The organism is Legionella nagasakiensis, from assembly GCF_900639915.1.
Taxonomy (GTDB): domain Bacteria; phylum Pseudomonadota; class Gammaproteobacteria; order Legionellales; family Legionellaceae; genus Legionella_A; species Legionella_A nagasakiensis.
Map to the genome: position 1 here is coordinate 67,499 of NZ_CAAAID010000008.1, position 12,858 is coordinate 80,356.

Genomic DNA, 12,858 nt, shown 5'->3' on the forward strand with positions numbered 1-12,858 from the left:
TTGGTTTAGAATACACCTGCTCGCAGCAAATCGTGTAAATGTACAACGGCTAATGGTCGTTTTTCTTCACTTACGACAATTAACGAGGTGATGCTGTATTTTTGCATGATGGCCAGCGCTTCAGCAGCGAGCATGCCAGGGTGGATCGTATGGCAGTTTTGGGACATGACATCCTTTAACAGGGTAGTATTGATATCACGTTGTTGGGTTAGCGTTCGGCGCACGTCCCCATCCGTATATATGCCAGCTAAATATCCCTGCGCATTCACCACACAAGTCATTCCTAATTTTTTGGCGGTTACTTCTATCAATGCTTCACATACCGTGGCATCTTCATGGACAATAGGCAGTTCATCTCCCTGATGGCTAATTTCATCGATGCGTAATAAGAGACGCTTGCCAAGAGTGCCGGCAGGATGAGATAAGGCAAAGTCTTCAGCGGTAAATCCCCTGGCCTGCAATAAGGCAATGGCCAGTGCATCTCCCATGACTAAAGAGACGGTTGTACTGGTAGTAGGAGCGAGTCCAAGTGGGCAAGCCTCCTGGCGAATACTAATATCCAGATGGACATCTGCTGCTTTTGCTAAGGTAGAATCCGGATTGCCACTAAGAGTAATCAGAGGAATTTCCAGGCGTTTCAATAAAGGAAGCAAAACAACAAGTTCGGCTGTATTTCCCGAATTAGAAATGGCAATAACGGTATCTTGGCGAGTGATCATACCAAGATCACCGTGGCTGGCTTCTCCTGGATGCATAAAAAAAGCGGGGCTGCCTGTACTTGCAAAGGTGGCAGCAATTTTACTGCCAATATGGCCTGATTTCCCCATGCCGGTTACAACGATTCGGCCTTTACAGGCAAGTAATAATTCACATGCTTTTTCAAAGCGTTCATCGATACGCTGGGTTAGATCGAATACAGCCTGTGCCTCGGTTTCAATAACCGCAAGTCCAAGTTTGCAAAAATTCATACCTTCATCTAGCTTATAAGCGCTGATTGAAGATATTAACATAGAATCCAAAAAAAAGCAGTGATTGAGGACATGCCCTAATAACTCTTAAAGGTAAAAATTAAGTTGAATTTGCTATCTCAGAAGAATTCTCGCTATAAATGACATTCAGGGTATATAATTGCCAAAGATGATAATTCGGAAGAAACACACTCATGCGCGATAACTTGGTGGAAATCACAAATCTGACGTTTTCTCATTTTCATGAGAATCGAGTGATTTTTAAGGATATAAATATTCATGTACAACGCGGAAAAATAACTGCAATCATGGGTCCAAGCGGTAGTGGTAAAACTACTTTATTGCGTTTGATTGGTGCGCTTTTAACGCCGGATAATGGACAAGTTTTGGTGGATGGTCACGATATTCACCGGCTTTCACGTAAAAAACTATATAATGTTCGGCGAAAGATGGGGCTATTGTTTCAGACGAGTGCTTTGTTTACTCATTTGTCTGTTTATGACAATGTGGCGTTTCCTCTGCGAGAACATACTAATTTAAATGAATCCATCATCCGTGATGTTGTTTTAATGAAACTTGAAGCAGTTGGTCTACGTGGTGCCGCTCATTTGATGCCCGATGCATTATCAGGCGGCATGGCAAGACGTGTTGCTTTAGCCAGAACCATTGCTCTTGACCCTCAATTAATGATGTATGATGAACCATTTACTGGGCAAGATCCGATTTCTATGGGCGTCTTGGTGCGATTAATTAAACGTTTAAATCAACTGTTGGGAACGACAACGATCATTGTTTCACATGATGTGGATGAAACCTGTTCTATTGCCGATTACGTTTATTTAATTGCTGCAGGGCAGGTGATAGGTCATGGCAAGCCACAGGAACTGCAACAATCTTCGAATCCACACGTCAGACAATTTATGCATGGTGAAGCCGATGGCGTTGTCCCGTTTCATTATCCGGCGCGGCCTTATATGGAGGAATTATTCGATGCTTGATATGATCGCGCGCATTGGGCAAAGCAGCCTCGGAATGATTCAAATGATTGGTCATTCTGCTCGATTTTTACTGCAAGTTTTGCTTAGAAAGCCAGATGTTTCACGACTTTGGCCTGATTTAAGAGCCCAGCTTTATTACGTTGGTGTTTTATCTTGTCTAATCGTCATCGTTTCTGCTTTATTTATTGGTATGGTCGTTGGCTTGCAGGGTTATAACACACTCGAAAAATTCGGTGCTGGCAGCCAATTGGGTCAATTGCTTGCTTTAAGTATTGTGCGTGAGTTAGGGCCTGTAATCAGTGCTTTATTATTCGCAGGGCGTGCTGGTTCGGCATTAACGGCTGAAATTGGCTTAATGAAAGCCACGGAGCAAATCGCAAGCATGGATATGATGGGGGTTGACCCTTTAGGACGTATTATTTATCCACGATTTCTTGCCGGACTTATTGCATTACCAGTGTTGACTTTAATCTTTTCCGCCGTTTCTATCTATGGTGGGTATTTAATTGGAGTAGAATGGTTGGGCGTTGATGGAGGTAGTTTTTGGTCTAATATGCAAGCGGCAGTGAATTTTCACATGGATGTGGTCAGTGGAATGATTAAAAGTGTTGTGTTTGCTTTTTTAGTCATATGGATTGCAGTGTATCAAGGGTTTATATGCATGCCAACGGCAGAAGGGATTAGTCAAGCAACGACGCGGACTGTGGTTTTTTCTTCGCTGGCCATATTAGGATTTGATTTTTTATTGACTGCGATGATGATTGGAGATTGGTAAATGAATAAGCAGCGATACATTGATATCAGCGTAGGTCTTTTTATACTGCTCGGTTTGTTGGCTATGTTAGTTATGGTAATGAATGTTAGTGGCATGTCTGATTTTTCTTCTACGAATGATTATCAGGTTACAGCTGATTTTACTGATATAGGTGGTTTAAAAGTACGTGCACCCGTGACTGTTGCAGGCGTTAAAATTGGTGAAGTGACTGCAATCGAGTTGCAGCCTCAGCAGCTCAATGCCAAAGTGACCATGTCTTTACGTCGTGATAAACCCATCCCTTATGAAGACACTTCTGCACGTATCTTAACGGAAGGTTTGCTTGGCTCAAACTATATTAGTATTGTGCCCGGTTTTGAGGACGATGGTAACAAGGAACATCCCTATTTACGCGACGGTGATGTTATTGGCAAAACACAGGAGGCCATTATACTTGAAAATTTGATTGGCCAGCTTTTATTTAATATAAAAAAATAACCAGCAACAATTTAGAAAAATAGGTGATCCATGAAGCAAATTAAAACCATGATAAGCATTCTAATTCTATTATTTGTGTCAGGAGTTTGGGCACAGACTTCACCGATTCCCATGCTTGAGAATGCTGCCAATCAAATTATTGCAACGTTAAATCAACATAAATCTAGCTTGAAAAATAGTCCGACGGTTATCTATCAAGCGGTGGAACGCCATTTGTTGCCTATCGTTGATGTCCAGGGGATGTCTCGTTCTGTTCTTGGTCGGCAAGCTTGGAATAAGGCAACAGCTAGCGAGAAAAAACAATTTACGCAAGAATTTACGCAATTGGTTATTCGCACTTATGCGAGTCCATTGGCCGAATATACCGATGAAAAAGTCAAGTTTTTGCCCATGCGTGGTCCTGTGGATGGACGTTTTGTTCGGGTAAATAGCGTTATTGTTCGTTCAAATGGTCAGAATATACCTTTAAGTTACAGCTTAGTGGCAAAACAAGGTCAATGGAAGATATATGATTTGAGTGTTGAAGGTGTTAGCTTGTTGCAGAGTTTTCGCTCTCAATTTGGCCAGGTTTTGCAAAACTCAAACATGAAAAATTTAATCACTCAAATGCGTCAACATAAGGCCGCCTGAATATGCAGCAAGTGCTCGAATTTAAGTTTTCAAATAAATTAACATTTGATACGGTGCAGTCAGACTATAAGCGCTTGGTTAAAGCAATACAAGACAGTGATACAGAACGTTTTCAACTTGATTTGCAACAAGTGACTGAATGCGATAGCGCTGGATTGGCTTTACTAATTGAAGCTAAAAGATTGTGTAAGCAATATCGCAAGTTGCTGTCGATCGAAGGCATGTCACAGGACATTTATGCATTGGCAAAATTTGGTGGTGTGGAAGTAATAATAAATGATAAGTAACGAACAATTAGAGCAGTGTTTACTTGCGACCGGTGAAGTAGATTATGTGCAAGCGAAAGGAGATGGTTATCATTATCAGCTTACCATTATATCCGACGTGTTTCTTGGCAAATCAAAAGTCGCTAGGCAACAATGGGTATATAGTCAACTTAAAGATTACATTACGACAGGTCATTTGCATGCATTAAGTATGAAGACTTGGACGAAAAAAGAATGGGAGAAGCAACATGGATAAGTTAATCATCAATGGCGGTAGAGTATTACAGGGCGATGTGTTGATTTCAGGCGCTAAAAATGCGGCCTTACCCATTATGGCAGCCACCATATTAGCCAATGATAATGTGACCATCTCCAATGTACCTCATCTTAAAGATGTGACAACCATGATGGAGTTGTTGGGTCAACTAGGGGCGCACTTAACCATTGACGAAAAAATGAATGTTCAGGTTGATGCCAGCCATATTAATGAATTCGTGGCGCCTTATGAATTAGTCAAGACTATGAGAGCTTCTATTTTGGTGTTAGGTCCATTACTTAGTCGTTTTGGTCAGGCTGATGTTTCTTTACCAGGGGGGTGTGCCATTGGAACTCGGCCCGTTGATTTGCATTTAAAAGCATTGAAAGCCATGGGAGCCGATATTACGGTTAAAAATGGATTTATCAAGGCACGATGCCGACAGGAACGCTTACAAGGGAAAACCCTGGTGTTTGATACCGTTACTGTAGGGGGCACAGAGAATATTATGATGGCTGCGGTGCTTGCAAAAGGGAAAACAGTTATAAAAAATGCAGCTCGTGAACCTGAAGTTGTTGATTTGGCTCATTTTCTAAATCAAATAGGGGCCAGTATTTCTGGTGCTGGCACCTCAACCATTGAAATTGAAGGGGTTGAATCTCTTGGTGGCGGTACTTACTCTGTTATGCCTGATCGCATTGAAGCAGGTACTTACCTTGCAGCGGGTGCCGTGACTCGAGGCCAAGTGACGGTTCGGCGGGTAAAACCGGATAATTTATTGTCTTTGCTGTGTAAATTTGAAGAAGCGGGTGCATCGATTACAATTGGCGAAGATTGGGTGACGTTAGATATGCATGGACTACGGCCTCAAGCTGTAAATATTGCCACGGCTCCGTATCCAGCATTTCCTACGGATATGCAAGCACAATTTATGGTACTGAACTCGATTGCAGACGGTTCATCAACCATTGTTGAAACCATTTTTGAGAATCGTTTTATGCATGTTCAGGAGTTGCAGCGGATGGGTGCTCATATTCGATTGCATGGAAACACTGCAATGATCACGGGCATTGAAAAATTAACTGGAGCCCCAGTGATGGCTACGGATCTTCGTGCCTCGGCTAGCCTTATTCTCGCAGGATTGATAGCAGAGGGAGAAACAAGTGTTGAGCGTATCTACCATGTGGATCGTGGCTATGAACGAATTGAAGAAAAACTTTCAACATTGGGGGCAGACATCAAAAGGTGTTCATTGTCGTGATTACACGTGAGGAATTGACAGGATATTTGCAAGATTATCTTGCGTGCGATGATTTCAATGATTATGCCCCAAATGGGTTGCAAATTGAGGGCAAAGAGAACATCAGTCTGATTTGTACTGCCGTTACTGCTGCTGAGGACATTATAAGCAAGGCTCTAGCTTTGCAAGCTGATGCGCTTTTGGTACACCATGGATATTTTTGGCGGGGAGAAGCTCTGCCGATCATTGGTATGAAAAAGCGACGTATAGGGCAGCTGTTGAAGGGAGAAATTAATCTGTTTGCTTATCATTTGCCATTGGATTGCCATGCCGATGTAGGGAATAATGCATGTATTGCTGAACTATTAAGCATAGAAGCAGTCGAAAAGCATTACGCTGGAAAAGTCTCTAATCTTTTGTGGTCAGGAAGGTTCTCACACCCAATGGCACCTGATGAGTTGTCTCATCGTATTACTGAAAAGTTGAAGCGAGAGCCGTTATTAATCACAGTGAATGATAAACCGATTACGCGGTTAGCATGGTGTACTGGTGCTGCGCAAGATTTCATTGAGGAGGCGTCTCGGTTGGGCGTAGATGCTTACTTAAGCGGTGAAATTTCCGAGAGAACTTATTATCAGGCTCAAGAGTTGGGAATTCATTATTTTGCATGTGGTCATCATAGCAGTGAGCGTTATGGAATACAGGCTTTAGGTCAACATTTAAGTACAAAATTTGGTTTGCGGCATCAATTTATTGATAGTGCTAATCCAGCTTAAGAATGTGTTAACAAGCTCTAAATCATTGTGTATTCTACAGGCGGCGTTAAAGCCTATGGGTTGCAATAAAATACCTATAGGACAATACATGTTATCCCTATGATAATAGTTTCTAGTTCTTTGTATCATGGTCATGTTTTAATATGAAAAAATCGATTTCCTTTTGGCAAAAAATCTATGCAAAATTACCTGTTTTGGCTTTTGATGCAGCCTCGATTCCAGTCGCGTGGTATGCTGCTTATTGGCTGCGCTACAATATGCAACCTTTCCCAAGCCATCTTACCACTCTGTATTCACTAGCCTCTTTGTCTGTTCTTACGATTGTCCAAATTATCTGTTATTACCATTTTAAAGTATATCGTGGACTTTGGCGGTTTTCTTCACTGGACGATGTGGTACGTATTATAAAAGCAGTTCTTTGCGCAACGTTTATCATTATTCCTGTTTTTTATTTAACCGCACTACTTCAGCATATTCCACGTTCTGTTTTGCCTTTATATAGCTTGATTTTGATCACACTGCTTTGTGGCGGTCGAATGTTCTTGCGGCAATATTGGGACAAGCGCAACCGATATGGTGATGTAACAGACATAAAACGTGTGCTAATTATTGGTGCTGGACAGGCAGGAGAAGGATTGGTTAGAGACTTAAAACGAACTCGTTCTTATTTGCCCATTGGCTTGATTGATGACAATGTGGGAAAGCGAGGACTTGAAGTTCATGGTGTCCGTGTTTTAGGGACGGTTCGTGAAATGTCGGATTTGGTGGCGGAGCATGAGGCTGATTTAATTTTCATTGCCATCCCTTCGGCACGTTCTGCTGCAATGCGACGAATGGTCAGTCATTGTGAGCGTTGCAACATTCCTTTTCGTACTTTACCAAGTATCCAGGCCTTGGCATCTGGGCGAGTGGAAGTCAATGCATTGAGAGAAGTCAATATTGAAGATTTATTAGGTCGTGATCAGGTGGCCCTGACTTGGGATAAAATTGCAGCCAGTATACAAGGTAAGTGTGTACTCGTGACCGGTGGCGGTGGTTCTATTGGATCCGAATTATGTCGACAGATTATGCAGTTGAATCCTAAAAAGCTTCTTATTATAGATAATAGTGAATTTAATTTATATAAAATTGATTTAGAGTTAAAAGAACGTTTTCCCAAGATTCCCATTGAACTGTCTCTAATCAGTGTTACGGATTTGGTAGCGATGGAAGGATTATTTCAACGATTTAAGCCCGAGCTTGTTTTTCATGCAGCTTCTTATAAACATGTGCCCATGCTTGAACATCAAGTGCGCATCGCTGTGCAAAATAATGTCATTGGTACGAAAATTGTGGCTGAAATCAGTGTGGCTTTTGGCGTGGAAAAATTTATTCTTATTTCTACAGATAAAGCAGTTAATCCGACCAATGTGATGGGTACGACCAAACGTGTGGCAGAAATTTATTGCCAGAATCTAAATGCTCGAGTCAATACACAATTTATAACAGTACGATTTGGCAATGTTTTAGGATCAGTCGGCAGTGTTGTGCCTTTATTTCAAAAGCAGCTACAACATGGCGGTCCTTTAACCGTAACACATCCAGATATTCAGCGTTATTTTATGACGATCTCAGAAGCTTGCCAGCTTATCTTGCAGGCTATGGTAAATGGTCGAGGAGGCGAAATATTTGTATTGGATATGGGGGAACCTATTAAAATCCGCTATTTGGCTGAACAAATGATACGTCTAGCGGGGAAAGAACCTGAAAGAGATATTCAAATTAAATACACCGGATTACGCCCAGGTGAGAAATTGTATGAAGAATTATTTCATATTTCTGAACGATTGGAACAAACTGAGCATGAAAAATTATTCAAGGCAACCTTCCGGCAAATGGATTGGGATGAATTGATGGAGGCAATGCGTATGCTAGATGCATCATGCACATCCTACCAAAATGATGAGCTGTTGGTCTTATTAAGAAATCTCGTACCGGAATTTCGTTGTGATGCCCTGGCAGCAGTTTAAGTGTTCACATTTAAAGGAGTAGCCATGACAATAAGTTACGACGAATTTACCAGCGTTGATCTGCGAGCTGGTACTGTGGTCAAAGTCGAAGAGTTTCCACGGGCAAAAAAGCCTGCTTATAAGGTTTGGGTTGACTTTGGCCCTGTCTTAGGAGTTTTACAGACCTCTGCACAAGTTACCGCTCATTACACACCAGAATCTCTTTTAGGAAAGAAGATCATTGGCTGTGTCAATTTGGGTGAAAAAAATATCGCAGGATTTACTTCACAATTTTTATTGGTAGGGTTTTCCGATGTAAATGGGGATATTTCACTTGCCACTGTTTTACATGATGTGCCCAATGGCAATAAATTGCATTAGCGCTTTGGAAATATGTTGTTGAAATGGGCATGTTCATTTTCTTCCATTCGACTTTCTCTATGTTTGTGCAAGCCAAAATATTTGTAGATGAATATCGGCGCAACCAAGCTAATAAATCCGATAAAGAAAGCCACTTTATAGCTTGGATCCTCATTCATCACTAAAAAAATCAGGCAAGCGAGCATCAAAATGATAGCGACAATGCCTGTATAGGGTGAGCCGGGGGTCTTATAGCGAAGATCGGCGGTTGTATAGCCAGCTTTATACAGACGCCGACGGAAATTAATTTGCGACCAACATAGAGAGATCCAGGCAATAGCTCCGGTGAATCCTGAAACCAGCAAGAGAGCAATGTATAACATGGATTGGCCGAAAAAATAACCCATGAGTAATAAAATCCAGATGGCAATTAAGGTAACAATACCAGCATTTTGCGGTACAGCATTGTGGTTTAGTTTAGCCAGTTTTTTAGGGGCCATGCCATTGCGGGCCAGGGCATGTAATGAGCGAACAATGCCATATACTCCAGAGTTCGAGCAAGATAGAGTCGCTGTAAGCGTGACAAAACTGGTTACCGCACCAGCCCATTTTAAACCGTAAAAATTAAGAGCTTCAGCAAAGACAGAATTGCTTAAATTAGCTTTTTGCCAGGGGAAAATTAATACTAGGCAAAATACAGGAATGATATAGATAAATAAAATACGAAACGTGACATTACGTATGGCACTGGGAATCATACGGGCGGGATCAATGGATTCACCGGCGGCAAGCCCAATAATTTCTGAACCCTGATAATTGACTAACAGAAGAACCATCGCTGTGAGAAAGGCCATACCACCATTAGGAAAGAGGCCACCTTGGCCAAATATATATTTTCCGCCAATAATCCCTGGGGGTTGTGGGCCATGAATGAGCCCAAAGAAAATTAATAGAGAAAGAACCACAAAGCTGAAGAGAGCAAGAATTTTAATCAGAGCCAACCAGAATTCAATTTCACCGAAGGTTCCCACTTTAGCGATGTTAATGTAAGTAATTAATAACCCAAATCCTACAGCCCATATATACCCATTAATGCCGGTAAAATGCTCCATGATAATTCCGCCGGCAACACATTCAGCCGGAATGTAAGCAACCCAACTGATCCAATAAGACCACCCAACTCCGCAAGCCAGCGCGGGAGATATAAAATCAGCGGTGTAATTAATAAAAGAACCGGAAATCGGAATTGCAACAGCAAGTTCTCCCATGCATAACATGGTTAAATAAATAATTAATCCTCCTAGCATGTAAGCAAGGAAGACGGATGGCCCTACCTGGTTAACCACTTCTCCTGTTCCCAGAAAGTAGCCAGATCCAATGATTCCACCCAATGCGATTAGTTGCACATGACGGATCTTTAATGCCCGTCGAAATTCTCCATCAGGAAGTGGTTTAGTATCGTTCTTTTTTCTATAGGTCACTGGCTGTTTTATTCCTTAAAAATAGATATACTTTTTGGAGTTGCAGAGGTATTTTTTTCAATTGCCTGAAGCTTTAAAATCAAAGCACGAATTGTAAAATATTTTTATTTTTTGTCCATATTTTTAAATAGAGTTTTCTAAAAAATTTTACAGTATGTAATTTATTAGATTGACGAAACAAATTCTAAGTTCTGTGTACCTACCAACAGGTCTTAGTAAAAAATTAAACAGAATATTTGTTAAGGTTAAATCAATGAAACGATGTAGATGGGCAGAAAACGTTAAGCCATATTATGAACAGTATCATGATACAGAATGGGGTGTCCCTGTGCATGATGACAACAAATTGTTTGAAATGCTCGTACTTGAGGGGGCCCAGGCTGGTTTAAGTTGGGAAACAATATTAAAGCGGCGTGATGAATATCGCAAGGCATTTAAGCAATTTGACCCCCAGAAAGTAGCTAATATGACGGATGAAGAATTGGAAATTTTATTGAACAATCCTGATATTATCCGCAATCGCCTTAAACTATTTTCTGCCCGTAAAAATGCTTTAGTATTTTTATCGATTCAAAAAGAGTTTGGTTCGTTTGATGCTTATGTCTGGCGTTTTGTGGGCGGAAAGCCAAAAGAAAACGCTCCTTTAAAAGATGATGAAGTTCCGACTCGAACACCGGAATCAGATGCGTTATCGAAAGATTTAAAAACACGTGGAATGAGTTTTGTAGGTTCTACTATTATATATGCTTATATGCAGGCTATTGGCATGGTAAATGACCATACCATGGATTGTTTCAAAGCGCATAGCCGAACAACGTGAGGGGGTAACTGGCGGAGAGAGAGGGATTCGAACCCTCGATACGTTGCCGTATACACACTTTCCAGGCGTGCGCCTTCGACCGCTCGGCCATCTCTCCCAAAGTGGGAAGAGTATACTTGAATATAGAAAAAATCAACTTGAAGTAGTACACTTTTGCTTAAAATTAGAAATTGCCTATACTTTTATAAAAGCCACACAGGATGTGAACGATGATTAGAGGCTTGGTATTATTGCTTAGCATGAGTTGCGCGGTTGCAGTCTATGCATTTCCATGCTTTGTTACCGTTGTAAAAGACAATTGCTGGGCTGACTATAATGTTACTGTCAATGTTCTTGATGCCTCAAATAATAATAATCTGTTGGTGACGGTCATTGTCCCGCAGGGTAGCTCATGGGATAGACAAAAATTCACTTGCCAGCCTGGCCAAAAATTAAAGTTTCAAGCACAATTTACACCAGTATTTTGGGAGAAAGACGAGGGTAAAACTTATGATGGACAGCATTATTGGATACTTCCTGACCAAGTAAAAAAAGATGAAACGGCCTGGAACCTAACGATTTGTTACCCAGAACAGTTTTCAGAAGTACCTTTTCCGCCGACAGCCACTGCACAATGTAAATGCGATACTAAAAACATTCCTCCTGTGCCGCCGCAATAATGTTATTTTTCGCAACAATGTATTATTTTATTGTCTGCAGATTTCTGCGTCAGCTATTCAATGTTTTTATTCTGAGGTACACATGGCTAGTTTAAGAAATAAAATTGGTCAAATGCTCATCATGGGGTTTTCAGGGTGCGTAATAAATGATCATAGTCCGGTTGTGGAATGGCTGCAATCTGATGGTCTGGGTGGTGTGTTATTATTTGACTTTGATTTAATGACAAAGTGTCATGGGAAAAATCTTAAGGACAAGATGCAAATTAGGCAATTAAACAAGCAATTAAATGATTATTCCAAAGAGATAAATACAGGAAAAAGTTATCTGCCTCTTTTTATTGCATTGGATTATGAAGGAGGTGCAGTTGATCGTTTGGCAACGATTGATGGATGTATGAGCACATTAAAAGCCTGTGAGCAGGCCACTCTTGCAAAAGATGCTTTATACACTGAATTTGAAAAAATGGCTCTTACCTGTAAGGATCTGGGATTTAATCTTAATTTTGCTCCGGTTGTTGATCTTAATTTAAATCAAACACAAGGAATTATTGGCAATCTTGGTCGTAGTTATTCTGAGGATCCGAATGAAGTTATTCGTGTAGCCAGCCAGTTTGTAAAAGTATTTAATCAACATGGGATTGTTTGTGCCTATAAGCATTTTCCAGGTCATGGCAGTGCTGTGGGAGATACTCACGAGGGATTTGTTGATGTAACTGCTCATTACCAGCCGTGCGAACTTAAACCCTATGAAACAGTGTTAAGAGATAATGCTCTCATGATGGTGATGACAGCTCATGTTATTAATCGTCATTTGGATGCTGATGGTTTACCGGCGACTTTATCATTTCCAATTCTAACAGGTCTTTTGCGGCAGAAACTTGGATTTAATGGGGTTATTGTCAGTGACGATTTGCAAATGCAGGCAATCAGTAACCATTATTCAATGGAAGAAGCTGTTCGTATGACTATTAACGCTGGCGCTGATATGTTGATATTTGCGAATCAACTAGGAGAGGTTACCGCTGTGGAAGTGATTGATTGTATTGAGCAACTCGTGCAATCAGGTGCAATTAAAAGGTCGCGGATTGATGAGTCGTACCAGCGGATATGTCATTTAAAAACAAATACAAGTTCTGAGTAGGAGTTTTATGGAATAAACAGAGG

At 41.0% G+C, this 12,858-nt stretch carries 15 protein-coding genes and 1 tRNA gene; 13 read left to right on the plus strand and 3 right to left on the minus strand.

The genetic code is table 11. The annotated features are described in order from the left end of the window. Positions 1 to 5 precede the first annotated feature (5 nt). Positions 6 to 968: a KpsF/GutQ family sugar-phosphate isomerase gene (locus E1O52_RS08155; protein WP_133128267.1), complete on the minus strand. Its 963-nt coding sequence runs from the start codon at positions 966 to 968 to the stop codon at positions 6 to 8. A 194-nt stretch (positions 969 to 1,162) separates the two neighbouring features. Here E1O52_RS08155 and E1O52_RS08160 point away from each other — a divergent pair, with 194 nt between their 5' ends. The 10 genes from E1O52_RS08160 to E1O52_RS08205 all read left to right on the plus strand — a co-directional run bounded on the left by E1O52_RS08160 (position 1,163) and on the right by E1O52_RS08205 (position 8,755). Continuing rightward, the gene (locus E1O52_RS08160) at positions 1,163 to 1,966 is read left to right on the plus strand and encodes an ABC transporter ATP-binding protein (RefSeq protein WP_133128219.1); all 804 of its coding nucleotides are present in this window, start codon (positions 1,163 to 1,165) and stop codon (positions 1,964 to 1,966) included. After that, complete coding sequence (gene mlaE, locus E1O52_RS08165) at positions 1,959 to 2,741, plus strand: lipid asymmetry maintenance ABC transporter permease subunit MlaE (RefSeq protein WP_133128220.1); 783 nt, start codon at positions 1,959 to 1,961, stop codon at positions 2,739 to 2,741. Before E1O52_RS08160 ends, mlaE begins: the two co-directional genes overlap by 8 nt. Then, entirely contained in the window at positions 2,742 to 3,218 is a 477-nt protein-coding gene (gene mlaD / locus E1O52_RS08170) for an outer membrane lipid asymmetry maintenance protein MlaD (protein WP_133128221.1), read from the plus strand. 30 nt (positions 3,219 to 3,248) lie between these two features. Continuing rightward, on the plus strand, positions 3,249 to 3,848 hold the full coding sequence (locus tag E1O52_RS08175; RefSeq protein ID WP_133128222.1) for an MlaC/ttg2D family ABC transporter substrate-binding protein: 600 nt from the start codon (positions 3,249 to 3,251) through the stop codon (positions 3,846 to 3,848). A 2-nt stretch (positions 3,849 to 3,850) separates the two neighbouring features. After that, positions 3,851 to 4,135, plus strand: a complete 285-nt coding sequence (locus E1O52_RS08180) for an STAS domain-containing protein (RefSeq protein WP_133128223.1) — start codon at positions 3,851 to 3,853, stop codon at positions 4,133 to 4,135. Further along, on the plus strand, positions 4,125 to 4,370 hold the full coding sequence (locus tag E1O52_RS08185) for a BolA family protein (RefSeq protein WP_133128224.1): 246 nt from the start codon (positions 4,125 to 4,127) through the stop codon (positions 4,368 to 4,370). The genes E1O52_RS08180 and E1O52_RS08185 overlap by 11 nt, the downstream gene beginning before the upstream one ends. After that, positions 4,363 to 5,631: a UDP-N-acetylglucosamine 1-carboxyvinyltransferase gene (gene murA, locus E1O52_RS08190; protein ID WP_133128225.1), complete on the plus strand. Its 1,269-nt coding sequence runs from the start codon at positions 4,363 to 4,365 to the stop codon at positions 5,629 to 5,631. The genes E1O52_RS08185 and murA overlap by 8 nt, the downstream gene beginning before the upstream one ends. Continuing rightward, entirely contained in the window at positions 5,628 to 6,386 is a 759-nt protein-coding gene (locus E1O52_RS08195) for a Nif3-like dinuclear metal center hexameric protein (RefSeq protein ID WP_133128226.1), read from the plus strand. The genes murA and E1O52_RS08195 overlap by 4 nt, the downstream gene beginning before the upstream one ends. A gap of 143 nt (positions 6,387 to 6,529) precedes the next feature. Next, entirely contained in the window at positions 6,530 to 8,395 is a 1,866-nt protein-coding gene (locus E1O52_RS08200; RefSeq protein ID WP_133128227.1) for a polysaccharide biosynthesis protein, read from the plus strand. A gap of 24 nt (positions 8,396 to 8,419) precedes the next feature. Continuing rightward, a complete protein-coding gene (locus tag E1O52_RS08205) occupies positions 8,420 to 8,755 on the plus strand; it encodes a tRNA-binding protein (RefSeq protein ID WP_133128228.1) in 336 nt (111 codons plus the stop codon). On the opposite strand, the gene E1O52_RS08210 is transcribed toward E1O52_RS08205, so the two are convergent. Then, positions 8,752 to 10,215 (minus strand): amino acid permease, encoded by a 1,464-nt coding sequence (locus tag E1O52_RS08210; protein ID WP_133128229.1) that lies wholly within the window; start codon positions 10,213 to 10,215, stop codon positions 8,752 to 8,754. The genes E1O52_RS08205 and E1O52_RS08210 overlap by 4 nt on opposite strands. A gap of 253 nt (positions 10,216 to 10,468) precedes the next feature. Here E1O52_RS08210 and E1O52_RS08215 point away from each other — a divergent pair, with 253 nt between their 5' ends. Next, positions 10,469 to 11,035: a DNA-3-methyladenine glycosylase I gene (locus tag E1O52_RS08215; protein ID WP_133128230.1), complete on the plus strand. Its 567-nt coding sequence runs from the start codon at positions 10,469 to 10,471 to the stop codon at positions 11,033 to 11,035. Between the two features lie 9 nt (positions 11,036 to 11,044). On the opposite strand, the gene E1O52_RS08220 is transcribed toward E1O52_RS08215, so the two are convergent. Then, positions 11,045 to 11,132, minus strand: a tRNA-Ser gene (locus E1O52_RS08220). Between the two features lie 112 nt (positions 11,133 to 11,244). On the opposite strand from E1O52_RS08220, the gene E1O52_RS08225 reads away from it, so the two are divergent. Continuing rightward, entirely contained in the window at positions 11,245 to 11,694 is a 450-nt protein-coding gene (locus E1O52_RS08225) for a hypothetical protein (protein ID WP_133128231.1), read from the plus strand. Positions 11,695 to 11,776: 82 nt separating this feature from the next. Next, the gene (locus E1O52_RS08230; protein ID WP_133128232.1) at positions 11,777 to 12,835 is read left to right on the plus strand and encodes a glycoside hydrolase family 3 N-terminal domain-containing protein; all 1,059 of its coding nucleotides are present in this window, start codon (positions 11,777 to 11,779) and stop codon (positions 12,833 to 12,835) included. The last annotated feature ends 23 nt before the right edge of the window (positions 12,836 to 12,858 follow it).

Coding starts and splice junctions, on each gene's coding strand:
- E1O52_RS08155 (WP_133128267.1), bottom strand. CDS start 968: ATGAATTTTTGCAAACTTGGACTTGCGGTTATTGAAACCGAGGCACAG.
- E1O52_RS08160 (WP_133128219.1), top strand. CDS start 1,163: ATGCGCGATAACTTGGTGGAAATCACAAATCTGACGTTTTCTCATTTT.
- mlaE (WP_133128220.1), top strand. CDS start 1,959: ATGCTTGATATGATCGCGCGCATTGGGCAAAGCAGCCTCGGAATGATT.
- mlaD (WP_133128221.1), top strand. CDS start 2,742: ATGAATAAGCAGCGATACATTGATATCAGCGTAGGTCTTTTTATACTG.
- E1O52_RS08175 (WP_133128222.1), top strand. CDS start 3,249: ATGAAGCAAATTAAAACCATGATAAGCATTCTAATTCTATTATTTGTG.
- E1O52_RS08180 (WP_133128223.1), top strand. CDS start 3,851: ATGCAGCAAGTGCTCGAATTTAAGTTTTCAAATAAATTAACATTTGAT.
- E1O52_RS08185 (WP_133128224.1), top strand. CDS start 4,125: ATGATAAGTAACGAACAATTAGAGCAGTGTTTACTTGCGACCGGTGAA.
- murA (WP_133128225.1), top strand. CDS start 4,363: ATGGATAAGTTAATCATCAATGGCGGTAGAGTATTACAGGGCGATGTG.
- E1O52_RS08200 (WP_133128227.1), top strand. CDS start 6,530: ATGAAAAAATCGATTTCCTTTTGGCAAAAAATCTATGCAAAATTACCT.
- E1O52_RS08205 (WP_133128228.1), top strand. CDS start 8,420: ATGACAATAAGTTACGACGAATTTACCAGCGTTGATCTGCGAGCTGGT.
- E1O52_RS08215 (WP_133128230.1), top strand. CDS start 10,469: ATGAAACGATGTAGATGGGCAGAAAACGTTAAGCCATATTATGAACAG.
- E1O52_RS08225 (WP_133128231.1), top strand. CDS start 11,245: ATGATTAGAGGCTTGGTATTATTGCTTAGCATGAGTTGCGCGGTTGCA.
- E1O52_RS08230 (WP_133128232.1), top strand. CDS start 11,777: ATGGCTAGTTTAAGAAATAAAATTGGTCAAATGCTCATCATGGGGTTT.